The organism is Kitasatospora sp. NPDC059160, assembly GCF_042755465.1.
Classification (GTDB): domain Bacteria; phylum Actinomycetota; class Actinomycetes; order Streptomycetales; family Streptomycetaceae; genus Kitasatospora.
The window spans coordinates 14,995-38,640 of the sequence record NZ_JBHZCN010000026.1; the positions used below are offsets into that span (position 1 = coordinate 14,995).

Sequence of the window (23,646 nt, forward strand, 5' to 3'; positions counted from 1 at the left end):
TCAGCCCTTCGTCGCGCCGGCCAGCAGGCCGGAGATGAACTGCCGTTGGAGGACCAGGAAAAGGACCATCATCGGCAGGGTGGAGAGCGCGGTCCCGGAGAGGATCGCGCCGTAGTCGGTGGTGCTCTGGTTGCCGTACAGGGTCGCCAGGGCGACCGGCAGGGTGTGCATGCCGGGGCTGCGCAGGGCGATCAGCGGCCAGACGAACTGGTTCCAGGAGCCCAGGAAGAGGAAGATCGAGAGCGCGGCGAGCACCGGCCGCATCACCGGGACGACGACGTTCCACAGCACCCGGAACTCGCCCGCGCCGTCGACCCTGGCGGCGTCCAGGAGTTCGTCCGGCAGGCTGCTCAGCGACTGGCGCATCAGGAAGACCGCGAAGGGCACGCACAGCCCGGGCAGGATGATCGCCTGGTAGGAGTCGAGCAGGCCGAAGTCCGTCATCATCGTGAACAGCGGTACCAGCATGACCTGTTCGGGCACCACCAGGGTGGAGAGCAGCAGCGCGAACAGCAGGGTGCGGCCGCGGAAGCGGAACTTGGCGAAGGCGTAGCCGGCCAGCAGGGCGACGACCAGGGCGCCGAGGGTCTGGATCCCGGCCACCAGCAGGGAGTTGCCGAGCACCCGGAGCAGGCCGATCCGCTGGTCCAGCCGGTGGAGGTTGTCGCCGAGGCCCCCGCCGGGCAGCAGGTGCGGCGGCCAGTCGAAGATCTCGGTGTCCTTGCGGGTGACGGAGACCAGCAGCCAGTAGAAGGGGGCGACCGAGAAGCCGGTGAGGCCCGCCAGGAGGAAGGTCAGCGGCCAGCCGCGGAGGTTCCTGGGGTTCATCCGTCCCTCTCCCCCATCAGGCGCATCTGGACCGCGCCCAGCACGGCCACCAGCAGGGTGAGCGCGTAAGCGATGGCGGAGGCGTAGCCGAAGTCGAAGTAGCGGAAGCCGTTCTGGTACAGGTACATGGAGACGGTCAGGCTCGCGTTGTCCGGGCCGCCGCCGGTCAGCACGTACGGCTCGTCGAAGAGCTGGAGGGTGCCGATGGTGGAGAGCACGACGGTGAACAGCAGCAGCGGGCGCAGGGCCGGGACGGTGATCGCGGTGAAGCGGCGGACGGCACCGGCGCCGTCGACCATCGCGGCCTCGTACAGCTCCTTCGGGACGGACTGCAGGCCGGCCAGGTAGATGACGGCGTTGTAGCCGGTGTAGTGCCAGGTCAGCACCAGGACGACGGACATCCGGGCCCAGAACGGCTGCCCCAGCCAGTCGACGGCGGGCAGGCCGATGGCGTGCAGCAGCCAGTTGACCGCGCCGTCGTCGCGCTTGAGCAGGAAGGCGAACATCACGCCGGTGGCGACCAGGCCGGTGACGGCGGGCATGAAGACGCCGAGCCGCCAGACGGCCCGCCAGCGCACCAGGGTGGAGTTGATGCCGACGGCCAGCAGCAGGGCCAGCCCGAGCATCAGCGGGACCTGTACGACGAGGATCTCGCCGGTGTTGCGCAGGGCCGTCCAGAACAGCGGATCGTCCAGCAGGCGCCGGTAGTTGGCGAGGCCGGCGGGGCGGGCGGCGGGGCCGGAGCCGGTGGTGAAGGAGAGCAGCAGCGAGTCGACGATCGGGTAGGCCTTGAACACGCCGAAGGTGATCAGGGCGGGGGCGAGCAGCAGGTACGGCAGGGCGGTGCGGCGCAGCCGGGCCCGGCGGTGGGCGCGCGCGGCCGGGCCGGCGGGGCGGGCGGGGCGGGTCCGTCCGGTGGCGGGGGGTGCGGTGGCGGCGGTCATGCGACGGTGCGTCCGGTCTGCTGGGCGAGCTGCTGGGCGGCGGCCCGGAGGACGCCGGCCGGGTCGCCGCCCTTGAGGAGGACCTTGGTCTGGGCGTCGCTCGCGAGCTTGAGGGCGCGGGCGTAGTCGCCGGAGTAGTTGGTGGGGTCGCCGCCGTCGGTGGCCAGGTCGGCGAAGGTCCGCAGCGGGGACTGGCCGCCGTAGTAGTCGCTGGGCCTGGCGTACAGCGGGTCGCCGTAGGCGTCGAGGAGTGCGGGGAAGACCCCGCCGGCGTCGAACATGGCGTTCACCGAGGCGGGGCGGGTGAGCGCGTACTCGACGAACTTCCAGGCGGCGCGGCGGCGCGGGCTGGAGGCGGCGACGGTGAGGTGGGTGGAGTTCACCAGGGCGGTGCGCTTGCCGCCGGGGGTGACGGCCGGGGGTTTGGCGAGGCGCCAGTTGCCGTGCTGGTCGGCGAACTTGGCCTCCAGGTAGTGCGCGGCCCAGGCGGGCATCGGGGCGACGGCGAGCTTGCCGGCCTTCATCAGGGTGGCCCAGCCCTGGTCGCCGGGGGCGTCGGCGACCAGCCCGGCGTCGTCCAGGTGCTTGAGGGTGGCCAGGGCGCGGACGTCCGGCTCGGAGCCGAGGGTGATCCGGCCCCCGAGGTCGAAGTAGAAGGCGCCCTGGAGCTGCATCAGGGACTGCACGAAGTCCAGGTCGGGGCTGGGGTTGGCGGCCTTGTTGATGCCGATCAGCGAGATGCCGGGGTTGGCGGCCTTGAAGCGGTCGGCGGCCGCCGTGAGGTCGTCCCAGGTGGCGAAGGAGGCGGGGTCGAGGCCGGCCCTGTCGAAGTAGTCCTTGCGGTAGAAGAAGCCGAGCGGGTTGGCCTCCCAGGGCAGGGCGTAGGCGTGGCCGTCCTTGCCGGTGACGACCGGCCACAGGCCCTTGGCGAACTTCTCCTTGTGCGCGTCGGCGCCGAAGGCCGAGAGGTCGGCGAGGCCGCCGGGGAACTTCTCCAGGTAGCCGGGCAGGTAGTCGCAGCCGATGTGCAGGACGTCGCCGAGGCCCTGGCCGCCGGCCGCCAGGCCGACGGTGATCTTGTCCCAGATGGCGGGGTTGCCGATGTCCTGGACGTCCACCGTGATGCCCGGGTTGTCCTTCTCGAAGGCCGGGACGACGGCGCGCAGCGCGACGGCCGCGGTGGCCCACGACCAGACGGTGACCTTGCCGGTGTCGGCGTCCCCGCCGGAGGCGCTCCCCGAGCCCGGGTCGCCGCAGGCCGCGAGGGCTCCGCCGGCCGTGAGGGCCAGCAGGCCGGCGCCGGAGGCGCGGAGCAGGTCGCGGCGGGAAAGGTGTGACATTGCATTCCTCCCGATGGGTGGCTCTGGACGGAGGCGGGGCATGGGGGTGGTGGAGCTCGGCGGCCAAGTTTGAACGTTCAAAACAACAAAACAGACCACAACTCAACAGATTCGCACGAGCGGAACACAGCAAACGCCCGCCCTCCCCGCGCCGTCAACCCCTGGCGCAGCGAAGGGCGGGCTCCGCAACCGTTCCGTTATGAGCGCCGGCGGGTCAGGAGCGGACCACCGGGGCGCCGGTGAGGTCGACCCCGGCGTCGCGGAGTTCGGTGAGCGCGGCATCGGTGGTGTCGGGGGCGACGCCGGCCGTGTAGTCGAGCAGGACGCGGGCGTCGAAGCCGGCCCGGCGGGCGTCCAGCGCGGTGGCCTTGACGCAGTGGTCGGTGGCGATGCCGACGACGTCGACGGCGTCCACGCCGCAGTCGTGCAGCCAGTCGGCGAGCGGGGTGCCGTCGGCGGTGAAGCCCTCGAAGCCGCTCTTGGAGGCGGAGCGGGCGCCCTTGTAGAAGACCTCGTCGACCGCGCCGGCCTCGACGGCGGGCAGGAAGTCGGGGTGGAACTCGCCGCCCTCGGTGCCGGCCACGCAGTGCACCGGGAAGGAGTCCCGGTAGTCGGGATGCTCGGAGAAGTGGCCGCCCGGGTCGACGTGGTGGTCCCGGGTCGCAACCACCCGGGACCACCCCTCCCGCTCCGGGCCCTGGATCAGCGCGGCGATCGCCCGGGCCCGGTCGGCGCCGCCGCCGACCGGGACGCTTCCGCCCTCGCAGAAGTCCTTCTGCACATCCACCACGATCAGCGCGCGCGTCATCGAACGGCCCTTCCTCACCAGGTTCTTACGCATCCGCGGCCCAGCTTGGCGGGTCGACGGCCGTGGACGAAGCAACCGGGCGGCCGTTCACTCGAACGGGTTCCACCGGTTCCCGGCAGGGGTACGGCGGGGCGCGGCGGGCGGCCGCCGCCGTCGAAAGGGCGTCGAACCCGCGTCGAACAGGCCATTGAGAGCCGGTCGGCGCCGCACCTACACTCGCGGCCGTCCGTGACCCCGCGTCCCGGATTCCGCTCCGTGTTCCGCTCCGCATTCCGCTCCGTGCCCGGGGTGATCGATCCGCCCCGGGTCGATCGCCGATGTCCCCCAACCCACCCTCGTGGAGGACTACTTGAAGGCTCGAACGATACGCCGCATGCTCCTGGCCGGGGTGAGCAGCCTGGCCCTCGCGGCCTCCGGCGCGCTCGCCGCCCCGGTGGTCGGCAGCGCCGTGCCCGGCGGCGCCGCGGCCGCCGGCTACCCGACGGTGCACCCCACGGTGGCCGACTACGCCCAGGTGTCGGCGGGCACCACTCCCCCCACCCCGACGCAGTGCGCGAGTGCGGGCCGCCGCTGCTTCGACCCCCAGGCGATCAGGGCCGCCTACCACCTGGGCCCGCTGTACGCGGGCGGCTTCGACGGCCGCGGCCAGACGATCGCGATCCTCGACTCGTACGGCAGCGACACCATGGCGCACGACCTGCACGTCTTCGACCAGGCCTTCGGCGTCACCGCGATGTGCGGCGAGGAGGCGGTGACCTGCCGGCCCGGGATGCCGTCCTTCGGCGAGCTGCACGTCCAGGGCGATCCGGGCACCAACGCCCCGCCGCCCACCAGCCACGGCACCGGCCAGGAGAGCAAGGCCGCGTGGGCGCTGGAGGTCGCGCTCGATGTGGAGACCGCGCACGCGATGGCGCCCGGTGCGAACATCCTGCTGGTCAGCACGCCGACCGCGGAGACGCTCGGCGTCCAGGGCCTGCCGACGCTGATGAACGCCGAGCAGTACGTGGTCGACCACCACCTGGCGAACGTCATCTCGCAGTCCTTCGCCTCCGCCGAGGGCGCCTTCGGCAGCGCCCAGTCCATCGAACCGCTGCGGCACGCCTTCAAGTCCGCGGCCCTGAACGGGGTCACGGTGCTCGGCTCCTCCGGCGACAGCGGCACGGCCGGCTCGGAGAAGACCCCGGTGAAGTCGGGCGGCTCGACCCTGCCGTACCCGTCCGTGGAGTGGCCCGCCTCGGACCCGCTGGTGACCGGCGTGGGCGGCACCTACCTGTGCACCGACCCCGGCGCGACCGGCGCCCGGACCGTGGACAGCACCGACAACCCGGCCGCCTGCCAGAGCAACTCCGGCTCCGCCGAGGTGGGTTGGACCAACTCCGGCGGCGGGTTCAGCCGGGTCTTCGACCGGCCCGACTACCAGTCGGCGCTGCCGGCCGGCTCCACCGCGATCGGCGCCAAGCGCGGCGTGCCGGACGTCTCCCTCCAGGCCGCCTCCAGCACCGGCGCGCTGGTCTACCTGTCGCTGCCGCCGGACGGCTCCTCCGGCCTCAAGTGCGGTGCCACGCCGTGCAGCACGGGCTGGTACGACATCGGCGGCACCTCGCTGTCCTGCCCGCAGTGGGCCGGCCTGGTCTCGATCGCGGACCAGATCAACGGCGGCGGCCTGGGCCAGATCAACCCGGCCCTGTACAAGCTGGGCGCCGACCCGGCGAAGTACGCGGCCGACTTCAACGACGTGACGCTCGGGAACAACACCACCGACCCGACCGTCCCGGGCTACCCGGCCGGTACGGGCTGGGACCCGGTCACCGGCCTCGGCACGCCCGACGCGGCGAACCTGCTGCCGGACCTGGTCAGCGCCGTCCGGGCGGGCTGACCGCAGCCCGGCGCTCCGCCCCGTCGAGCTGTGCGGCTCGACGGGGCGGAGCCGTGTGCGGCACCGGCCCGGCCGGCTCGGCCAGTTCGGCTGGGTCACGGATCCGGAGGGGAACCGCATCGAGCTCTGGCAGCCCGCCTGAGCGCGGTCGTAGGGCCCGTCTTCAAACTCCCGCACGGGAAGTCGGCCGGGCCGACTTCCCGTGCGAAGCGATCAGAACAGCGCGTCGGCGGACCCGCACTTGAGGGTGCCGCTGGCCGTGGCATCGATGCCGCCCGGCATCTGGTGCACCGCCATGCCGGAGAACGTGATGGCGTCCTCGGTGCGGCCGGCCCCCGCACCGACCGGGACCTTTCCGGCCCACGCCGCCACCTTCGGGTCCTCGGGCTCGCCGACGGTCAGCAACAGGCTCATCTGGCCCTGGCCGTCGAAGCCCATGACCAGGGCGGCCTTCTTGGTGGACTTGCCCGTCGCGCTCAGGGTCAGCGGGCCGGACGGGGACTTCTTACCGACGCAGCCCGCCGTGTCGAAGGTGAACGTGCCGCCCTCGCTGCCGGTGATGGTGACGGTGTTCGCGCCCCCGGAGCCCGCCGCACCACCCGCCGAACCGCCCGCCGCATCGGCCGTCTTCGAGGGAACGGCCGGGGTCGGCGCGTCGGCCGGTGCGGAGGTGGCGGCGCTCGACGTGACGGCGGTCGGCACGGCGGCGGTCGGTGCGGCGGAACTTGGCGCGGCGGTGTTCGAGGAGGACGACGAGCCCGAGGAACCACAGGCCGAGAGCAGGAGGACGGAGGCGCCGAGGACCACGGCGGGGACCACACGAGTCATTCGCATCATGGGCACAACGTAGAGCTCCTGTGTGACAGAACATCAGCGAATCCTCGACGGATCCGTACCAGAGCGGTCCGGCTTCCCCGCGCGGCCCCCGTGCGCCCCACCCGCACCGCAGTTGGTCAGCGGGGGGACCGGATGCCGTCGATGATGCGGGTCCAGTTGTCCGCGCCGTGGCCGTCCTCGATCGCGCGGCGGTAGTGGGCCTGAACAGCCAATGGGAGGGCGGGGTCGAGGCCGAGCGAGGTGCTGGTCTCGACGATGTGGTCGGCGGTCGCGCCCATCATGGTGACCGTGCTGAGGTGGCCCGGGTGCTCCCCCGCGTCGAGCGCGGTGCCGGGGGCGGCCTCGCCGGCCCGCAGGATGGCGCCGATCGTGTCGGCGGAGGAGAGCAGGTCCGGCAGGGCCTCCGCGGCCTTCATCCCCGCGGTGCCCAGCATCGCGGTGGCCTGCATCAGGGCGGACAGGGTGGTGAGGAAGACGGCGAGTTGGGCCTGGTACATCATCTGGGCGAGGCCCGCGTCCTCGCCCAGGTACCTCGGCGTGCCGAGCAGGGCCAGCGCGGCCCGGTGACGATCCATCACCTGCCCGGGACCGCTGTAGTAGACGTGGGACGCCGCCGTACCGACCATCGGCGCGGGGACCATGACGCCCCCGGTGAGGAACTCGGCGCCGTGGCCCGCCGCCCAGGCGGCCGCCTCGCGGGTGCGGTCGGGGGTGTCGGAGCTCAGGTTGACCAGGGTCCGCCCGGCGAGCGCCGTGGTGGCACCGTCGAGGATGTCGTACATGGCCCGGTAGTCGGTGAGGCTGAGGATCACGAGGCCGCTCGCCCCGACCGCCTCGCCGGGCGTCGCCGCGAGCGTCGCCCCGGCCGCGACGACGCCGTCGGCCCGAGCGGCGGTGCGGTTCCAGACGGTGACCGGGTGGCCGGCGGCGAGGAGGGCGCGGGTCATCGCCTGCCCCATCGGGCCGAGGCCGATCACGGTGACGGCGCTGTGCTGACCGTTGGTGTGGTTCTGTCGTTCGTTCACCCCTCCATCCTCGGAGAGGGCAACTATCCTCGGAAGTACCCACTATTTTCTGCGGTACTTACCTTTTCGTAAGGGGGATCGGTGATGGCCAAGGCACCGAGGAACGGGCCCTACATCTGCGGGATCGACGCCGCGCTCGACGTGGTGAGCGGCAAGTGGAAGGGGCTGATCCTGTGGGAGCTCACCGCCCACGGCGTGCGCCGCTTCGCCGAACTCCGGCGCGCCCTGCCGGGCGTGAGCGAGAAGATGCTGACGCAGCACCTGCGGGAGATGGAACAGGACGGCCTGGTCCACCGGGAGGTCTTCGCCGAGGTGCCGCCGCGGGTGGAGTACACGCTGACCGAGGACGGGCGCACGCTCAACGAGGCGCTCCGGCCCCTCGGTGCCTGGGGAGCCGGGCGGGTCCGGCGCGAGGGGCTCGACCTCGTCGCGGTGGCCGAGGCCTCCCGCGGGTAGGGCGTGGGCCGGGTGGGTCGTGGGGGGGGACCCACCCGGCCCGCGCGGGCGCGTCACGGCTCGGGGCCGTCGGGATCCTGCGTCAGCAGGTGAACCTCGGCGACTGCACCGAGCCCTGGCGGACGTCGTTGTTGGTGATCCAGGTGTCGATCACCAAGGTCCCGCCGAGTGCGCAGTAGAGGTCGTGCCCGTTCCACTGCTGCGAGACGTTGTTGGACAGGTCGCTGTCGACGGTGTAGAGGACGCTCGGGTTGAAGTCGCTGATGGAGCCGTCCGCGTTGACGCGGGCGACCGCCTGCCAGATGCGCACCTGGGTGTCCGGCGTCCCGTAGGCGGTCACCGACGAGGCCACGCTGCTCTGGAGGTTGTTGGGCCGCGCACACGGCAGCAGCGAGACGCCGTGGCCCACGTACACCGAGTTCGGTTTGATGTCGAGGCCCCCGCGGCAGCCACCGCCCCCGATCTGCTGTGCCGAGGCGCTGCTGGTGGAGCCGATGACCAGGCCGAGGGTGGCCGCCGCCGCGAGGGCGAGGCTGGCGAGCTTGCGCATGGGTTTCTTTCCTCCGGTGTCGGATTGGCCGTGCACCGCCACATTCGCCGTCGGGGCTGCCAAGGCGACAGCTATTCGCCGCTGGGCCTCATAGTTGAGAACTCACCCACGGCGGCCCGGCCGCATGGCACCATCGGCTGTGCTCGAAATCGGCTTCCGGCCGGCCGATCTGGCCCGCGTCCGGTTCGCGGTCTCTCCGCTGGATCACGTGCTGGGCGGCGTCGCCGGCCCGCAGCACCACTGCGCCCGCGACTCGGTGAACCGGGACCGGTGGTGGCGCCGGGTGAAGGGCCACGTCCCGCAGCAGGCCGCGGCGTTCATCGATCTGGTCAACGCGAGCCCGCTCGGCGTACCGATGTTCCTGACCCCCGACAGCACGGCCGCGCGGGCGACCATCGGCGACGAACTCGACGCCCTGCTCGCCCTCCCCGAGGCCGAGGTCCACCGGGAGATGCAGGACTACGGCACCGGGCCGGACCTCCCCCGCGTCATCGCCGAGTTGCGGGACGGCGGCACCCGCCGGCTGCGCCGGATCACCGACGCCGCCTGGGCGCTGTTCCGCACCTGCCTCGCCCCGGACTGGCCCGACATCCAGCGCGCCCTGCGGGCGGACGTCGAACAGCGCTCACGCGCCGTCGCCGAGACCGGGCTCGGCCCGATGCTGGCGCGGCTCCACCCGGACCTGTCCTGGCACGACGAGGGCACCCTCCGGTACGCCAGTCCGGAGTGGCGGCTCGCGTACGACCTCGGCGGGCGCGGGCTGGAGTTGCGGCCCAACCTGTTCCTCTCCGGCCTCACCGCGCCCCTGGGCGCCCACCGGTCGCCGGCCCTGCTGTACCCCGGCCGCGACCACCCGGCCCGCCGCGCGGACGGGTTGGCCCGCCTCCTCGGTGCCGCCCGTACCCGGGCCCTCCGGGCGATCGCCCAGGGCGCCTGCACCACGGGCCAGTTGGCCGAGGACCTCGGCGTGTCCGCACCGACCGCCTCCGCCCACGCCACCGTGCTGCGCGACGCCGGGGTGATCACCACCGAGCGCCGGGGCCGCGAAGTCCGGCACAGCCTCACCGCCCTCGGCCGCGACCTCCTCCTCGGCTGAGTACCGGCCGTCGGTGCACGGCTCCGCGGCGGCCGGAGCCGGCACGGCGTTCAGAGCATCGCGGGGCCCAGGGTGTCGCACTTGAGGCTGCCGCTGGCCTTCGCCTCGGCAGCGTCCGGCGTCCTGGAGACCGGCAGGTCGGTGAAGGTCACAACGTCCCTGGTCCGGCCTGCCTTCTCGCCGACCTCGGCCTTTCCTCCCCAGGTGACCGTGGACGGGGCGAGGACCTTGTCCATGGCCACCGTCAGGATCATCTCCCCCTTGCCGTCGAAGACGGCCGTCAGCATGGCCTTCCCGTCGGGCCCGCCCGTCGCCATCAGCAGGAGGTTCCCGGACGGGGACTCCTTGCCGAGGCAGGCACCCCCCGTGAACTCGTACGTACCACCGCTGCTGCCGCTGATGACGACGGTGTTGGTCGGCCCCGCGCCGCCGGTGCTCGGGACTGTAGTGCTCGGGGCCGTGCCGTCCGGCGCGGCGGCCTTCGCGGACGGCTGCGTGGACGGCGCCGGGTCCGCGGGCCCGCAGGCCGCGAGCAGGAGCGCGGAGACGCCGGCGACCACCACGGGATGCACACGAGTCGTTCGAATCATGGTCAGAAGGTAACGCCCTCGGATGACGATGCGTCATCGGATGCCCAACAGGTCCGCTGCGGTCCGCAGTCAGCGGTACCGGGCACCGGGTCAGCGGCCGACTTCGCGCAGGCGGAAGTCCTCGACCGTCTCACGGCGGATGAGCAGCCGGGCGCGGCCGTCCTTGACGGCGGCCACGGCGGGCCGGCCGACCAGGTTGTAGCCGGAGGCCATCGACAGCTGGTAGGCGCCGGCCGCGGGGACGGCGAGCAGGTCGCCGGGGCGCAGGTCGGCGGGCAGGACGGCGTCGTGGACCAGGACGTCCCCCGCCTCGCAGTGGCGGCCGACGACGTCCACCCGGGCCGCGCCGGCGTCGGAGCGGCGGCCCACCAGCCGGACGCTGTACGGGGATCCGTACAGGGCCGGGCGCGGGTTGTCGCTCATGCCGCCGTCGACGGCGACGAAGGTGCGGCCGTCCGCCGTGTGCTTGACGGAGAGCACCCGGTAGACGGCCACCGCCGCCGGTCCGGCGATGGCGCGGCCCGGCTCGACGATCAGTCGGGGCACCTCCAGCCGGGCCTCGGCGCAGCGGACCGCAAGCCGGTCGGTGACCCGGACGGCGAACTCGGCGAGGTCGAACTCGGCGTCCCCCGGCAGGTACTTGATGCCGTGGCCGCCGCCGAGGTCCAGTTCGGCCAGTTCGACGCCGTGCCGGTCCCGCACCGCGGCGAGCAGCCGCACCAGGGCGTCGACGGCCTGGAGGAAGGGTTCGAGCTCGGTGATCTGCGAGCCCAGGTGGCAGTGCAGTCCGGCCAGTTCGAGTCCGGGCTGGTCGAGCACCCGGGCGATGGCGTCGGCCGCGTCGCCGCCCTCGATCGGGAAGCCGAACTTCTGGCCGCCGACGCCGGTGCGTACGGCCGCGTGGTGGCCGGCCGCGATCCCGGGGACGACCCGGACCAGCACCTTCTGCGGGGTGTCGGCGGCGACCAGCGCGGCCAGCCGGGCGATCTCCGCCGGGCCGTCGATGACGATCCGCCCGACCCGCAGCCGCCGGGCCAGCCGCAGTTCCTCCGGGGACTTGGCGTTGCCGTGCAGCAGGATGCGCTGGGCCGGGAAGCCGGCCGAGACGGCCAGCCACAGTTCGCCGGAGGAGCAGACGTCCAGGCCGAGGCCCTCCTCGGCGGCCCAGTCGGCCATGGCGCTGCACAGGAAGGCCTTGGCCGCGTACAGCACCTCGGCGTGCGGCAGTGCCCGCCGGTAGGCCCGGGCGCGGCTGCGCACCTCGCCCTCGTCCAGGACGTACAGCGGGGTGCCGAACCGTTCGGCCGCCTCCGCCAGTCCGACGCCGCCGACCAGGACCTCACCGCCCGGGCCGGGCCGCGCGGAGGCGGGCCACGGGCCGCCGAGGGTGTCGGCGGGGGCGGGGGTCGGAACGGGCGGGGCGATCAGCTGGGTCATGGCGGCTACTCCTACGGGTGGTGGGGAAGGGCGGCTCGGTCAGTCCTCGTAGTGCATGGCGAAGCGGCAGTGCGCCGGGCGGGTGCGCGCCTGGTCGACGGTGCTCGGCGCGGGTGAGGGCGGCTCGGGCCGGTCCTGGCGGTCGGCGGCGGGCACCAGGCGGATGGTGCGCCCCAGCGGCCGGTCGACGTCGATGAGGGCGGTGGCGGTGGTCACGGCGGGCTCCTGGGATCTGCGGCAGGGGCCGTCGTCCGGCGGCCCGCATCCAGTGGAGACCCTCCGGGCACCGTTCGCACCCGGCCTTGACGCACGGCCTACGCATCGGGGGCGTACCTTGACGACTTCCTGACATGCCCGGGATTCCAGTGTTCCGAACGACTGTTCGTGCAGGTCAGGGGCCGGGCGCCGGCAATGTCAGGGAAGCGTCAAGGATGGCCGTTTCCTCGCCAAGCCCGCGTCAAGGCCGGCATGGCCCGGCGGACTCCGATGGTGGGCTGTGGCCCGTCCCCGTCGCCCCGAGCACGCCGCCCCGCAGCTTCGGGGCGCCCCGGAAGGTCCCCCGAGACGATGCGCCGTTCGGCCCTCACCCCACCGGACACCACCCCCGGCACAGGCCCGGGCACCACGCCCGGCACCGGCCCCGGCCCCGGCCCCGGCCCGCAGAACTGGTTCCGCCGCCCGGAGCCCGCCGCGCCGGAGCCCCCGCACCCGCACCCGAGCCACCGCCCGTCGACCGCCAAGGGCCGACGGCAGCTGATCACCCGGCACCAGCTGGCCGAGGCACTGCCCGCCGCCGTACGCAAGCTCCACCCGCGCACGATGCTGCGCAACCCGGTGATGCTCGTGGTCGAGACCGGCTCGGCGCTCACCACCATCAGCGCCGTCGTCCACCCGAGCGTCTTCGCCTGGGCGATCTCCTTCTGGCTCTGGCTGACCGTGCTGTTCGCCAACCTCGCCGAGGCCGTGGCCGAGAGCCGGGGCAAGGCGCAGGCCGCCTACCTGCGCCGCGCCCAGGCGGCCACCACCGCCCGGCGGCTGCTGCACTGGCGGGTCGGCACCCGCGACCACCGACACGAGGTCGTCCCCGCCGAGGAGTTGACGCTGCACGACATCGTGCTGGTGCCGGCCGGGGAGGTGATCCCGCAGGACGGCGAGGTGGTCGAGGGCGTCGCGACGGTGGACGAGTCCGCCATCACCGGCGAGTCCGCGCCCGTCATCCGCGAGTCCGGCGGCGACCGCACGGCCGTCACCGGCGGGACGAAGGTGCTCTCCGACCACCTGGTCGTCCGGGTCACCTCGCGCCCCGGGCAGAGCTTCGTGGACCGGATGATCGCCCTGGTCGAGGGCGCGAACCGGCAGAAGACGCCGAACGAGATCGCCCTCAACATCCTGCTGGCCTCGCTCACCATCGTCTTCGTGCTGTCCGTGGTCTCGCTCCAGCCAATGGCCATCTACGCCCACGCCCCGCAGACCACCGTCGTCCTGGTGGCGCTGATGGTCGCGCTGATCCCGACCACCATCGGCGCCCTGCTGTCCGCGATCGGCATCGCCGGGATGGACCGGCTCGTCCAGCGCAACGTGATCGCCCTGTCCGGACGGGCCGTCGAGGCCGCGGGCGACGTGGACGTGCTGCTGCTCGACAAGACCGGCACCATCACCCACGGCAACCGCCGGGCCGTCGCCCTGCACCCGCTGCCCGGCGCGACCACCGAACAGCTCGCCGAGGCGGCCCAGTTGGCGTCCGTCGCGGACGAGACCCCGGAGGGCCGCTCCCTGGTCGAACTGACGAACCGCCAGTACTGGGTGCCGCCGCGGACCCCCGGTGAACTGGGCGAGCAGCGACCCGTCCCGTTCACCGCGCACAGCCGGATGAGCGGCGTCGACCTCAGCTGGCCGGACGGCACCGGCTGCCTGATCCGCAAGGGCGCGGCCGCGGCCGTCGCCCGCTGGGTGGTGGACTCCGGCGGACGGATGCCGATGGAGGCGAAGCCCCTGGTCGACCGGATCGCCGCGGCCGGCGGCACCCCGCTGCTGGTCGCCGTGCACGACCGGCACGGCGCCCGGGCGCTCGGTGTGGTCGAGCTCAAGGACGTGATCAAGGAGGGCATCGCCGAACGCTTCGCCGAACTGCGCCGGATGGGCATCCGCACCGTCATGGTCACCGGCGACAACCCGCTGACCGCCCGGGCGATCGCCGAGGAGGCCGGGGTGGACGACTTCCTCGCCGAGGCCACCCCCGAGGACAAGCTCGCCCACCTCCGGCGCGAACAGGCCGCCGGGAACATGGTCGCGATGACCGGCGACGGCACCAACGACGCCCCCGCCCTCGCCCAGGCCGACGTCGGCGTCGCGATGAACTCCGGCACCCCGGCCGCCAAGGAGGCCGGCAACATGGTCGACCTCGACTCCAACCCGGCGAAGCTCATCGACATCGTCCGGGTCGGCAAGCAACTCCTCATCACCCGGGGCGCGTTGACCACCTTCTCGATCACCAACGACGTGGCCAAGTTCTTCGCGATCATCCCCGCGATGTTCGCCCACGCCTACCCCGGGCTGCACCACCTCAACATCATGGGCCTGCACAGCCCGCAGTCCGCGATCGCCTCCGCGATCATCTTCAACGCACTGATCATCGTCGCCCTGATCCCGCTCGCCCTGCGCGGCGTGCGCTACCAGCCCGCCTCCGCGACCGACCTGCTCCGGCGCAACCTGCGGGTGTACGGGCTGGGCGGGCTGGTGCTGCCGTTCCTCGGCATCAAGGCGATCGACCTGCTGATCGAGTTCGTCCCGGGCCTGGGCTGAGCCCCGCGGCCGCCAGGAGGCCGCCTGTCAGGAGGCCGTCAAGATGCGTGCGACCGGCGTCATGACGGTGTCAGCGCCGGTACGGAGGGCACGGTTCCGGGGTTCACTGGAGGTATCCGAAGCAAGGAGCACCTCACCGGCAGAACCCGACCGGAGTGCGCGACCGGAGAGACGGAGACGAACGGCCATGACCGGGACCACGACCGACACCACGACCGGCACCACCCGAGTGATCGTCGGCCTGAGCGGGTCGCTGAACAGTCTGGCCGCCCTCTACCACGCCGTCGGCGAGGCGGCCCGGCAGGAGGCCGTGCTGGTGCCGGTCGCCGCCTGGACGGTCGGCGACCGGGACGGGCTGCGACCGCTGTCCGAACTGGAGCACGCCGCCCGCCGCCGACTGGACGTCGCCTTCGAACAGGCCTACGGCGGCTACCCGTCCGGCCTGGTGATCCACCCGGTGGTGGTGAACGCCGAACCGGGGCCCGCCCTGGCCGCCGCCGTCACCGGACCGGACGACCTGCTCGTCCTCGGCGCCGCCACCCGGCGCCGCTTCGACCTGCTGCGCGGCACCTCCGTCGCCCGGTACTGCCGGCACCGGGCGGGCTGCCGGGTGATCGAGGTCTCGCCGTCGGCGCTGCTGACCCGGCTGGAGCTGACCGCCCGCACCGGGGCACCGCTGCCGCTGCTGGCACGGTAGCGGCAGCAGCAGCGGGCCCGGCCGGGGCCGAAGACCCCGGCCGGGCCCCCGTCACTCGGCGTCGTGGCTCCCCCGCCGCTCGGCCAGGGCCTGCCAGACCTGGTCGCGCAGGAACGGCGGGTCGGTGAAGCGGATGCCGGTGGCGTCGCGCAGCGCGTTGGCGAAGGCCGGGGCCACGGGGTTGAACGGGCTCTCGCTCATCGACTTGGCGCCGAGCGGGCCGATCGCGTCCGAGGTGGTGCTGAAGTGCACCTCGGTGCGCGGCACGTCGGCGTACGCCGGGAGCCGGTAGCGGCGGAAGGCCGCGGTGGTGACCTCGCCGTGCTCGTCCAGCAGCACCCGTTCGAACAGGGTCGCGCCGAGCGCCTGGGCGACCCCGCCCTCGACCTGGCCGCGGCACTGCATCGGGTTCATCACCCGCCCGGCGTCGGCCCCGTGCACGCTGCGCAGGATCCGGATCTCCCCGGTGTCCGGGTCGACGGCGATCCGGAACCACTGCGAGTTGAAGGCGATCGAGCGCGGCGAGCCGCCGAAGTGGCCGTCGGCGGCGAGCTCGACGCCCTTGCCGCGGGCGGCCTCGAAGACCTCCTTGAGGGTGATCGTCCGCCCGTCGCACTCGACCGCGTCGGCACCGAGCCGCAGCAGGCTGCGCGGGGTGCGGGCGTACTCGGCGGTGAAGGTCAGGAGGAGCTCGGCGAGCGCGTTGGCGGCCTTCATCACCGCCTTGCCCGCGACGACCGTACCGGCCGAGCCGAAGGCGCCGGTGTCGTGCCGGACGACGTCGGTGTCGGACTGCCGCACGGTGATCCGGTCCACGGTGGTGCCCAGGGCCCCGGCGGCGATCTGCCGGTGGACGGTGGTGGTGCCGTTGCCGAACTCGGCGGTGCCCACCGCGATGTCGTACCCGCCGTCCTCCAGCAGCCGCACGGTGGCGTCGGCGATGTGCCCGCCGGGCGGGCCGCAGGCGATGGCCGCCATCGCGAAGCCCTGCCCCACCAGCCAGCCCTCGGGGGCGAGTTCGGCGCTGGTGTCGTTCGCGAGGGCCTCCCGGACGACGCCGAGGCACTGGTCGAGGCCGTAGCTGGCGATGTGGAGGTCCTCCTCCTCGCCGAGCGGGCCCTCCATGTGCTCGCCCGGGCCGATGATGTTCTTCTCCCGCAGGACGAGCGGGTCGACGCCGAGCCGCCGGGCGAGCTCGTCCATCGCGGACTCCACGGCGAAGGTGACCTGCCCGAGGCCGTAGCCGCGGAAGGCCCCGGCCGGCACGCCGTTGGTGTAGACGGAGTACGCCTCCACCTTCTTGTTCGGCGCCCGGTAGACGCCCATCGACTCACCGACGCTGTGGAACATCACCGCCGGCCCGTGGTTGCCGTACGCGCCGGTGTTGGACACCACCCGGAAGCGGATCGCCGTCAGGGTGCCGTCCCGCTTGGCGCCGAGCTTGACGGTGACCAGGAAGGGGTGCCGGGTGGTGGCGCCGTGGAACTGCTCGGCGCGGGTGAACTCCAGCTTCACCGGCCGGTGCAGCCGCATCGCCGCGAGCACCGCGATGTCCTCGGTGAGCATCTCCTGCTTGCCGCCGAAGCCCCCGCCGACCCGGCCGGCCACCACCCGGACCTTCTCCGTCGGCAGGTCGAACAGGGCGCACAGGGCGCGCCGGGTGAGGAAGGGCACCTGGGTGGAGGAACGGACCACGATCCGCTCCTCCCCCGTCTCCCCGGCCTCCCCGGCCTCCCCGACCGGCTCGAAGGTCACGACGCAGCCGTGGGTCTCCAGGCTGGCGTGCTGGACCCGCTGGGTCCGGAAGGTCTCCTCGTACACCGCGTCCGCCTCGGCGAACCCCTGCTCCACACTGCCGAGTTCACCGTGCGCCTCGCCGCAGACGTTGTTCTCCGGGCGGGCGATCCGGGACTCCGGCCCCTTGGGGTGCAGCACCGGCGCGCCGGGCGCCATCGCCTCCTCCGGGTCGAGCACGTACGGGAGTTGCCGGTACTCGACGACGATCCGGCGGCAGCCCTCCTCGGCGGCCGCCTCGCTGTCCGCGACCACGGCGGCGACCCGCTGGCCGACGAAGCGCACCACGTCGTCCAGCAGCCGGGTGTCGTCCGGGTCCTCGGTGGGATGCTCGTGCCGGGCCGAGGAGTAGAGCCGCTCGGGCGCGTCGTGGTGGGTGAGGACGAGGTGCACGCCGGGGACGCGCAGGGCGGCCGCCGTGTCGATGGAGAGGATCCGGGCGTGCGGGTGCGGCGAGCGCAGCAGCTTCATGTGCAGCAGGCCGGGCACGTCGACGTCGAAGGTGTAGCGGGCGGTGCCGGTGACCACCTGCGGCCCGGCCGGGGCGCCGAGGTTGCGGCCGACGGCGTGGCCGGGGTCGGGCTCCTCGGTGTGGCGGACGCCGTTGATCGCGTCCTCGATCGCCCGGTAGCCCGTGCAGCGGCACAGGTTGCCCTTCAACGAGCGCGGCAGGTCGGTGAGTTGTTCCTCGTCCAGGGCGCTGGTGGTCATCAGGAAGCCGGCCGTGCAGAAGCCGCACTGGAAGCCCTGGGCGTCCAGGAAGCGCTGCTGCACCGGGTGCAGCTCGCCGTCCGGGCCGGCCAGGCCCTCCACGGTGGTGACGGACCGGTCGGCGGCCCGGGCCGCCGGGTAGAGGCAGCTGTGCACGGGGTTGCCGTCGACCTGCACGGTGCAGGCGCCGCAGTCGCCCGCGTCGCAGCCCTTCTTCACCCCGAACCAGCCGCGCTCGCGCAGGTAGGTGCGCAGGCACTGGCCGGGGCGCGGCTCGGCCCCGGTGGGGCGGCCGTTGACGTGCATCGCGAAGCTCATCGCGCTGCCTCCTCGGTGGGGGTGTGAGGGCTCAGCTCCCGGCGGATCTGCTCGGCGAAGCGGAAGGTCAGGTGCCGGCGCCAGGCGGGCAGCCCGTGGATGTCGTCGAAGTAGTCCTCCGGCCCGATGCCGTCCCGGATCGCCTCCTCGACGGCCGCCGCGTTGGGGGCGGACGGGAACCAGAAGCGGAACGGGCGGACGGTGGAGGCGGTGACGGTGAGGGTCAGCGAGCCGTCCACCGGGTCCAGGGCGCCGACCAGCAGCGCGGCGGAGCGGCCCAGCCCGTACAGCGAGGCCTGGCGGAAGGCCGTGCGGCTCGCCAGCGCGCGGGCCGGCAGGGTGATGGAGCGCAGCAGTTCGCCGGGCCGCAGGTCCTTGCGGCCGGCGCCGGTGACGAACTCCGCCACCGGGACCTTCCGGTACTCGCCGGAGGGGGCGCGCAGCAGGCAGACGCCGTCCAGCGCGGCGGTGAGCGAGATCATCGGGCCGGCGGGCAGGCCGTTGCAGAGGTTGCCGCCGACGGTGGCCATGTTCCAGATCTTCCAGGAGGCCAGGAAGGCCCGGCAGCACTGCTCGACCAGCGGCGCGGCCGTCCAGTCGGCCTCCTGGCGGCCGTACCGGGAGAGCTGGGCGACGGTGCAGGTCGCGGCGATCTCCAGGCCGCCGTCCGGGGTCCGGGTGAGCGGCCGCCAGCCCATCCGGCCGAGGTCGATCAGGCGGCGGATGTGCGGCTGCGGCTCGGAGAACAGGTAGGTCCCGCCGCCGAGCCAGGCGTCGCCGGACCGCCAGGGGCCGCCGAGGCGGGCGTCCCGCAGTTCGGCCACCGTGTTCAGATCCATGTCGCCCCTCCGTCCCCGGCCTGTTCCGTTCGTTCGGTAGGGCGATTGAAGCGGTCGGCGGGCGGGCGTCACGAGTGGTCCCGGGCACCATTCGGACCGGTCCGCCGCTGGTCGATCCTCCAGGCCGGGCGCGGCCCGTCCGGCCGGGGCCCGGAGGGGAGTCGGCCGCTCCGCATGCCAACTTCGACAAGCCTGTCGAAGTTGGCATGGCCGGGCTATGCTGTCGGCAGGTCCGAAGGTGGACTCCTGTACCCGTCGACGTCCGCACCGCCCCGGTGCGCCCGACCGGAAGGAGGCGAGACACACGGACCGCACCCCGACGGGCCCCCACCCGCGCGGCACCCGCGCCCGGGCCCACTCCCAGTCCCGTACCCGCGGGTCCGCTCCCGGCAGAACTCCCTTCCGAGGATGAGACGCTGACGCACCGTCAACTTCGTGCGCGACCCTTCACCACCTCGCCGTCCGGGCGTACCTCGGACCGCCCGCCGCCGTTGTACGGAAGGTGATCCGCCGCGCCCGCCCCCGCCCTCCGCACCCCCCGCCGAGGAAGAGGTACCCCATGACGACGTCCAGGCTCCTCCCGCACCCCCGCGAGGCGGCCGTCCTGGCCGCCGTCCTCGGGCTGCTCGTCCTGGAGGAGATCGCCCTCGGCCTCGCCGAGGAGGAGGACCGCCCCGTCATCGGCGCCGTCCTGATCGGCGCCTCCTGTTCCGGCCTGCTGGTCGTCGGCGCGGTCCTGTTCAGCCGCTGGCTCGAAGCCCGCCGCCCGCTCCCGCTCCCCCCGCCCGGCCCGAACGGGCGCGAGTACAGCGCCTGGGCGCTCGAAGGCTTCCCGATGGAGGCCGTACGCCCCCTGCTGCTCGCCGAACACGCCCCGCAGCTCGGCCAGTTGTACTCCGCCTGGATGCTCGCCCGGGCCGGCCGCACCGCCCCCTGGATCGCCCGCCGGCTGGGACTGCCGGTCGAGGCCGTCCAGTTGCTGGTCGACGCCGCCCGCAGCCACACCGCTTCGCCGCCGCTGCCGGGGGCGTGAGGGCCGGCGGCAGCGGCGGCGGGTGCCTGAAACAGCGAACGAAGCCCCGGCACCGCAACACGCGGTACCGGGGCGGACGTTCGGGTGCGGGATCAGTTCGGGTGCCGGATCAGCTCTCCCGGCCCGAGGCGTCGTCGATCAGGAACGCGGTGGTCGGGCTCGTCCCGGACTCGTGGGAGACCAGCTTGAGGCCGATGGTGGTCCCCCAGCCGACCTGGCCGATCACCGAGGAGAGGTCCACCGACTGGTACTGGTAGCCGTTGGTCGGGTTCCGGCTGCTCCAGGTCTTCACCGTGCCGAGCGGCTGGCCGGTGTACTGGTCGACCGCCACCAGCGACAGGGTGTCGGGCGCCGTGGCGGAGGTGTTGCTCGTCTCCACGTCCAGCCAGAAGGAGAAGCTCGCCTGCCCGTAGCCCGGGTAGGTGTTCAGGTAGGTGGTGATCGAGTCGTCCGTCCCGGTGTTCTGGCCCAGCCAGGCGTACCAGGAGCCGGAGTGCGGCGCGTGCAGGCTGGACGGGGTGACGATGTTGTACCCCGACGGGCTCCAGGCGTCCGTCATCACGGTGTGGTCGACGTCCGCCGAGCCGTTCTCGAACCCGGCGTCGGTGAGCTGCTCGATCGATCCGCAGCCGGACCCGCCGGCGGCGCTGACGTTCTCCCAGAACCCGGTGGACGCCGCCTTGCCCGCCGCGTCCGTCGCCGTCACGTTGATCCGCTGGTAGCCGCTGGTCGCGGCGGCGGTGCCGGAGATCACCCCGCTGTGCGGGTCGATGGCCAGCCCCTGGGGGAGCCCGGTGGCGCTGTAGGTGAGGGCCGAGCCGGTGCCGGAGACGCCCACCGCCGGGATGGACAGCGGGTGGCCGGCCGGGTCCGTACGGTCGCACATGGTGCTCACCGAGACCGGCGGGGAGGCCACGATCGGGTCCGAGGCCGCGCACAGGTGGTCGGCGTTGGACCACAGCGTCTGCAGCGGGAAGCTGCCCGTCGCCAGGTCCTCGAAGAACAGCCCGCCGTTGGCGCCCTTCGGGATCCAGGCGCACTTGTCACCGATCTCCTGACCGGTGGCGTCCGTCCAGCCGCCCGGGGTGTTCGGGTCGCTCACCGTCTCCGCGTACTCGTGGCCGCCGATGATCCCGTAGCCGTCCAGCCGCCCCCGCGGGGTGTTCTCGCCGAACCAGTTGGTGCCGCAGCCGGCCACGTCCGTCAGGTACGGCATGTTGGTGTAGGCGAGCTGGCCGTACGGGGAGCGCTGGAAGTCGTGCCAGGCGCAGTAGCCCAGCTCCTTCCACTTGTCCGGGTCGGTGCCCTGCGGCGAGTCGATGACGTACTGCACGTTGCGGTTCTGCGCCTCGGTCAGGTTGCCGAAGTGCTTGGCCGCGGCCAGCGCCTCCGCCCCGAGCTGCGGCTCGGTCGCCGCCTGCGGCGCGGGCGCGGCGTTGTCCACCCAGACGCCCGCCAGCACGCTGCCCTGCTGCGGGTACGGGATGTGGGCGGAGCCGGCCGGGCACTGCACGGAGCCCGCGGCGACGCCCTCGCAGTACTGGGTCAGCACGGCGCTCCAGCCGTCGCCCTGGCTGCCCAGGCCCTTGAAGAAGTCCTGCTGGTACGGCGCGGCCTGGTCCGGGTCGCCGGTCGCCACGGTGTCACCGGCCGCGTTCGTCGACGGGGTGCCCCACTGGGAACCCCACAGGACCAGGTACACCTTGGGCGCGCCGATCACCACACCGGTCGACTCCTGGCCGCCCTTGTAGGTGACCTGGAGGTCGTACTCGTTGGCGACGTTGCCGTCGCCGTCCTTGCCGCCGGTGCCCGGGTCGGCGCCGTCCACCAGCTGCGGCGCCTTGGTCGTGGTGCCCACCGGGCCGGCCTTCGCGGCCCCGACCCGGCGCGGGCCGGACTTCTTCGGGGCGGCGGCCTGCTCCGCCTTCGGGGTGCCGGGCCGGGCCTCGACGGTGGCGGCCCGCGGCGCGTGGGAGTCGGCCATCGCGGACAGCGGACTGCTGAGCGCGGCACCGGCCAGGGCGGCGGCGAGTGCCACCAGGGCGGTCCGCGGGGCGCGCACCGGGCGGCGGGCGCCACTGGGCGTGCGGGATCGGAATCTGAACACGGGTCGGGTTCCGTCTCTCGTGACGTGGGGGGAGGGCGGGACGCACACGCGGTCCGGGCGGACGGGGAAGGGGCCTCACTCAGGGCCGAGCGCTGTGCAATGCGCCATATGATATTTCACTGATGGTCGCGCACAAGGCCTCCCACCCGGCGCCCGACAGCGGCACCCCCGGGGCCCGACGCGCCCGCACCGCACCCCACCAGGGCCGATCACCCCGCCACGGCGGCGCGGACAACTCCCCCGGCGGGCCCGGATTTTAACTCCCCCTTACCAGGCCCCACCAGGGCCTTGGCATTCCTCAGACCGGACGCCCCGCGTGCGCCTGGGTCACCAGGAACGGCACCAACCCACGCTCCGTCAGCGCCGCCCGCCACGCGTCCCGCGCCACCACCAGCTCCCCGGCCCCGCCCACGGCCTCCCCGCTCCCCGCCGACCGCGACGCCGCCCCCAACAACCCCAGACCGCCCACCAGCAGACACACCGCCCCGATCCCCCCGGCCACCCAGCCGGCCCCCACCAGCGCCCGCCCCAACGCCTCGGCGTCGTCCGACAGCCCCAGCACGTAGCCGAGCACCAGCAACACCCCGGCGGCGACGACGGCGATGATCGGCACGATCACCCCCAGCACCCCCCACCACCCGGAAGCCCGCCCCCGCCCCGGCACGTCCACCGGCAGCCGCGCCACGGCGTCGGCATCCGCCCGCAACGCCGCGTACCGCTCGTACTCCGGCGCGGCGGCGGCCAGCACGTACTCCGCGTTCTCCCGCGCCACCCGCCGCAACCGGTCCACCTCACCCCCCACCCCCTGCAACGCCGCCCGCACCTGAGGCGCCGCCAACGCCCTGCCCAACTCCGTCTCGAAGTCGGCCCGATCCTGCTGCGGCAGCCGAAGCGGCCTGTCCATGCCGTGCCCCTCTCACGTAGTTCTACAGAACTGTAGAACACGGGGGCGCGCAGCAGCAGTCCTGTTCAGGGCCGGATTCGGCCGCTACGACGACTCGGCCATCGGCCGCCGGGCCCGGCGCCCTGACACGGCGCCAGGCCCGGGGGCCACCGCGAACGGTGATTCCGTGCTCAGCCGACGGCGAGCTTCACCTGGCGGGAGTCGGCGGCAGCGGACGGGGTGGTGCCGATGTTGGAGACGGTGGCGATGGCGACGGCGTCCGCGCCGGGGATCCAGTTGACGGTCTTGGACTGGACGAGCAGCTGCCGCTGCTGGACGGTGCCGTCGCAGACGATGTCGGTGTCCGGGGTCCGGCTGGAGCCGAAGGCCTTGGAGGAGGAGTCCTCCGGGTCCTGCTGTTCGACCGAGACGGTGAGCGAGCGGGCCCCGTCGGCGACCGAGCACAGGTAGCTGACGTTCACCCGGGCCTTGCTGGGGATCTTCGGGTCGATCACGACGTCACCGAGGGTGACGGCGATGGCGGGCGCATCGTCGGCCGGGGCCGCCGTCGGGGCGGCGGCCTGGGCCGGGGCGGCAAGGCCGGTGAGGGCCGAGGTCAGTACCGTCAGGACGATCCACCGCTGCACTGCAACCTCCGAGGATGTGGGGCGTGGT

Annotated in this window: 21 protein-coding genes; 6 read left to right on the forward strand and 15 right to left on the reverse strand. The window is 73.4% G+C overall.

Annotated elements, in window-relative coordinates:
- The 4 genes from ACFXOZ_RS13630 to ACFXOZ_RS13645 form a co-directional block, all read right to left on the reverse strand.
- Complete coding sequence (locus tag ACFXOZ_RS13630) at positions 1-828, reverse strand: carbohydrate ABC transporter permease (RefSeq protein WP_375883718.1); 828 nt, start codon at positions 826-828, stop codon at positions 1-3.
- The gene (locus tag ACFXOZ_RS13635; protein ID WP_380590079.1) at positions 825-1,772 is read right to left on the reverse strand and encodes a carbohydrate ABC transporter permease; all 948 of its coding nucleotides are present in this window, start codon (positions 1,770-1,772) and stop codon (positions 825-827) included. The genes ACFXOZ_RS13630 and ACFXOZ_RS13635 overlap by 4 nt, the downstream gene beginning before the upstream one ends.
- Complete coding sequence (locus ACFXOZ_RS13640; RefSeq protein WP_380590082.1) at positions 1,769-3,112, reverse strand: ABC transporter substrate-binding protein; 1,344 nt, start codon at positions 3,110-3,112, stop codon at positions 1,769-1,771. The genes ACFXOZ_RS13635 and ACFXOZ_RS13640 overlap by 4 nt, the downstream gene beginning before the upstream one ends.
- Positions 3,113-3,326: 214 nt before the next feature.
- Positions 3,327-3,920, reverse strand: coding sequence for an isochorismatase family protein (locus ACFXOZ_RS13645; RefSeq protein WP_375883710.1), 594 nt, complete (start codon positions 3,918-3,920; stop codon positions 3,327-3,329).
- Between the two features lie 373 nt (positions 3,921-4,293).
- Here ACFXOZ_RS13645 and ACFXOZ_RS13650 point away from each other — a divergent pair, with 373 nt between their 5' ends.
- On the forward strand, positions 4,294-5,796 hold the full coding sequence (locus tag ACFXOZ_RS13650; RefSeq protein WP_380590085.1) for a protease: 1,503 nt from the start codon (positions 4,294-4,296) through the stop codon (positions 5,794-5,796).
- 213 nt (positions 5,797-6,009) lie between these two features.
- On the opposite strand, the gene ACFXOZ_RS13655 is transcribed toward ACFXOZ_RS13650, so the two are convergent.
- Positions 6,010-6,624, reverse strand: a complete 615-nt coding sequence (locus tag ACFXOZ_RS13655; RefSeq protein ID WP_375883704.1) for a hypothetical protein — start codon at positions 6,622-6,624, stop codon at positions 6,010-6,012.
- 125 nt (positions 6,625-6,749) lie between these two features.
- Complete coding sequence (locus tag ACFXOZ_RS13660; RefSeq protein ID WP_380590088.1) at positions 6,750-7,658, reverse strand: NAD(P)-dependent oxidoreductase; 909 nt, start codon at positions 7,656-7,658, stop codon at positions 6,750-6,752.
- Between the two features lie 84 nt (positions 7,659-7,742).
- On the opposite strand from ACFXOZ_RS13660, the gene ACFXOZ_RS13665 reads away from it, so the two are divergent.
- Positions 7,743-8,114: a winged helix-turn-helix transcriptional regulator gene (locus tag ACFXOZ_RS13665; protein WP_380590090.1), complete on the forward strand. Its 372-nt coding sequence runs from the start codon at positions 7,743-7,745 to the stop codon at positions 8,112-8,114.
- Positions 8,115-8,196: 82 nt separating this feature from the next.
- Here the strand turns inward: ACFXOZ_RS13665 and ACFXOZ_RS13670 are convergent, their stop codons facing one another.
- A complete protein-coding gene (locus ACFXOZ_RS13670) occupies positions 8,197-8,664 on the reverse strand; it encodes a hypothetical protein (RefSeq protein ID WP_380521561.1) in 468 nt (155 codons plus the stop codon).
- Positions 8,665-8,803: 139 nt separating this feature from the next.
- Between ACFXOZ_RS13670 and ACFXOZ_RS13675 the strand changes: the two genes are divergently transcribed.
- Positions 8,804-9,760 (forward strand): ArsR/SmtB family transcription factor, encoded by a 957-nt coding sequence (locus ACFXOZ_RS13675; protein ID WP_380590092.1) that lies wholly within the window; start codon positions 8,804-8,806, stop codon positions 9,758-9,760.
- 50 nt (positions 9,761-9,810) lie between these two features.
- Here the strand turns inward: ACFXOZ_RS13675 and ACFXOZ_RS13680 are convergent, their stop codons facing one another.
- From ACFXOZ_RS13680 to ACFXOZ_RS13690, 3 genes are all read right to left on the reverse strand, one after another.
- Entirely contained in the window at positions 9,811-10,350 is a 540-nt protein-coding gene (locus ACFXOZ_RS13680; RefSeq protein WP_380521564.1) for a hypothetical protein, read from the reverse strand.
- Between the two features lie 90 nt (positions 10,351-10,440).
- Positions 10,441-11,787, reverse strand: a complete 1,347-nt coding sequence (lysA, locus tag ACFXOZ_RS13685) for a diaminopimelate decarboxylase (protein WP_380406259.1) — start codon at positions 11,785-11,787, stop codon at positions 10,441-10,443.
- 39 nt (positions 11,788-11,826) lie between these two features.
- The gene (locus ACFXOZ_RS13690; RefSeq protein ID WP_375883689.1) at positions 11,827-12,003 is read right to left on the reverse strand and encodes a hypothetical protein; all 177 of its coding nucleotides are present in this window, start codon (positions 12,001-12,003) and stop codon (positions 11,827-11,829) included.
- Positions 12,004-12,354: 351 nt separating this feature from the next.
- Between ACFXOZ_RS13690 and kdpB the strand changes: the two genes are divergently transcribed.
- Both kdpB and ACFXOZ_RS13700 read left to right on the forward strand, forming a co-directional pair.
- Complete coding sequence (kdpB, locus tag ACFXOZ_RS13695) at positions 12,355-14,589, forward strand: potassium-transporting ATPase subunit KdpB (RefSeq protein WP_380590094.1); 2,235 nt, start codon at positions 12,355-12,357, stop codon at positions 14,587-14,589.
- Between the two features lie 187 nt (positions 14,590-14,776).
- Complete coding sequence (locus ACFXOZ_RS13700) at positions 14,777-15,286, forward strand: universal stress protein (protein ID WP_380590097.1); 510 nt, start codon at positions 14,777-14,779, stop codon at positions 15,284-15,286.
- A gap of 51 nt (positions 15,287-15,337) precedes the next feature.
- On the opposite strand, the gene ACFXOZ_RS13705 is transcribed toward ACFXOZ_RS13700, so the two are convergent.
- Positions 15,338-18,109 carry a molybdopterin-dependent oxidoreductase gene (locus ACFXOZ_RS13705; RefSeq protein ID WP_380590099.1) on the reverse strand — a complete coding sequence of 924 codons (2,772 nt, stop codon included), beginning with the start codon at positions 18,107-18,109 and terminating at the stop codon, positions 15,338-15,340.
- Positions 18,106-18,948 (reverse strand): FAD binding domain-containing protein, encoded by an 843-nt coding sequence (locus ACFXOZ_RS13710; RefSeq protein WP_380590102.1) that lies wholly within the window; start codon positions 18,946-18,948, stop codon positions 18,106-18,108. The genes ACFXOZ_RS13705 and ACFXOZ_RS13710 overlap by 4 nt, the downstream gene beginning before the upstream one ends.
- A gap of 559 nt (positions 18,949-19,507) precedes the next feature.
- Here ACFXOZ_RS13710 and ACFXOZ_RS13715 point away from each other — a divergent pair.
- A complete protein-coding gene (locus ACFXOZ_RS13715) occupies positions 19,508-19,981 on the forward strand; it encodes a hypothetical protein (protein WP_380521572.1) in 474 nt (157 codons plus the stop codon).
- Positions 19,982-20,090: 109 nt separating this feature from the next.
- Here ACFXOZ_RS13715 and ACFXOZ_RS13720 read toward each other — a convergent pair whose 3' ends face one another.
- The 3 genes from ACFXOZ_RS13720 to ACFXOZ_RS13730 form a co-directional block, all read right to left on the reverse strand.
- Entirely contained in the window at positions 20,091-22,088 is a 1,998-nt protein-coding gene (locus tag ACFXOZ_RS13720; protein WP_380521574.1) for an Ig domain-containing protein, read from the reverse strand.
- Between the two features lie 298 nt (positions 22,089-22,386).
- The gene (locus ACFXOZ_RS13725) at positions 22,387-22,992 is read right to left on the reverse strand and encodes a hypothetical protein (protein WP_375883673.1); all 606 of its coding nucleotides are present in this window, start codon (positions 22,990-22,992) and stop codon (positions 22,387-22,389) included.
- A gap of 170 nt (positions 22,993-23,162) precedes the next feature.
- A complete protein-coding gene (locus ACFXOZ_RS13730) occupies positions 23,163-23,618 on the reverse strand; it encodes a hypothetical protein (protein ID WP_380590104.1) in 456 nt (151 codons plus the stop codon).
- Between the last annotated feature and the right edge of the window lie 28 nt (positions 23,619-23,646).

Bases quoted from the DNA above. Each gene is read 5' to 3' on its own strand.
- ACFXOZ_RS13630 (WP_375883718.1), bottom strand. From the start codon at position 828: ATGAACCCCAGGAACCTCCGCGGCTGGCCGCTGACCTTCCTCCTGGCG.
- ACFXOZ_RS13635 (WP_380590079.1), bottom strand. From the start codon at position 1,772: ATGACCGCCGCCACCGCACCCCCCGCCACCGGACGGACCCGCCCCGCC.
- ACFXOZ_RS13640 (WP_380590082.1), bottom strand. From the start codon at position 3,112: ATGTCACACCTTTCCCGCCGCGACCTGCTCCGCGCCTCCGGCGCCGGC.
- ACFXOZ_RS13645 (WP_375883710.1), bottom strand. From the start codon at position 3,920: ATGACGCGCGCGCTGATCGTGGTGGATGTGCAGAAGGACTTCTGCGAG.
- ACFXOZ_RS13650 (WP_380590085.1), top strand. From the start codon at position 4,294: ATGCTCCTGGCCGGGGTGAGCAGCCTGGCCCTCGCGGCCTCCGGCGCG.
- ACFXOZ_RS13655 (WP_375883704.1), bottom strand. From the start codon at position 6,624: ATGACTCGTGTGGTCCCCGCCGTGGTCCTCGGCGCCTCCGTCCTCCTG.
- ACFXOZ_RS13665 (WP_380590090.1), top strand. From the start codon at position 7,743: ATGGCCAAGGCACCGAGGAACGGGCCCTACATCTGCGGGATCGACGCC.
- ACFXOZ_RS13670 (WP_380521561.1), bottom strand. From the start codon at position 8,664: ATGCGCAAGCTCGCCAGCCTCGCCCTCGCGGCGGCGGCCACCCTCGGC.
- ACFXOZ_RS13680 (WP_380521564.1), bottom strand. From the start codon at position 10,350: ATGATTCGAACGACTCGTGTGCATCCCGTGGTGGTCGCCGGCGTCTCC.
- lysA (WP_380406259.1), bottom strand. From the start codon at position 11,787: ATGACCCAGCTGATCGCCCCGCCCGTTCCGACCCCCGCCCCCGCCGAC.
- kdpB (WP_380590094.1), top strand. From the start codon at position 12,355: ATGCGCCGTTCGGCCCTCACCCCACCGGACACCACCCCCGGCACAGGC.
- ACFXOZ_RS13700 (WP_380590097.1), top strand. From the start codon at position 14,777: ATGACCGGGACCACGACCGACACCACGACCGGCACCACCCGAGTGATC.
- ACFXOZ_RS13705 (WP_380590099.1), bottom strand. From the start codon at position 18,109: ATGAGCTTCGCGATGCACGTCAACGGCCGCCCCACCGGGGCCGAGCCG.
- ACFXOZ_RS13710 (WP_380590102.1), bottom strand. From the start codon at position 18,948: ATGGATCTGAACACGGTGGCCGAACTGCGGGACGCCCGCCTCGGCGGC.
- ACFXOZ_RS13715 (WP_380521572.1), top strand. From the start codon at position 19,508: ATGACGACGTCCAGGCTCCTCCCGCACCCCCGCGAGGCGGCCGTCCTG.
- ACFXOZ_RS13725 (WP_375883673.1), bottom strand. From the start codon at position 22,992: ATGGACAGGCCGCTTCGGCTGCCGCAGCAGGATCGGGCCGACTTCGAG.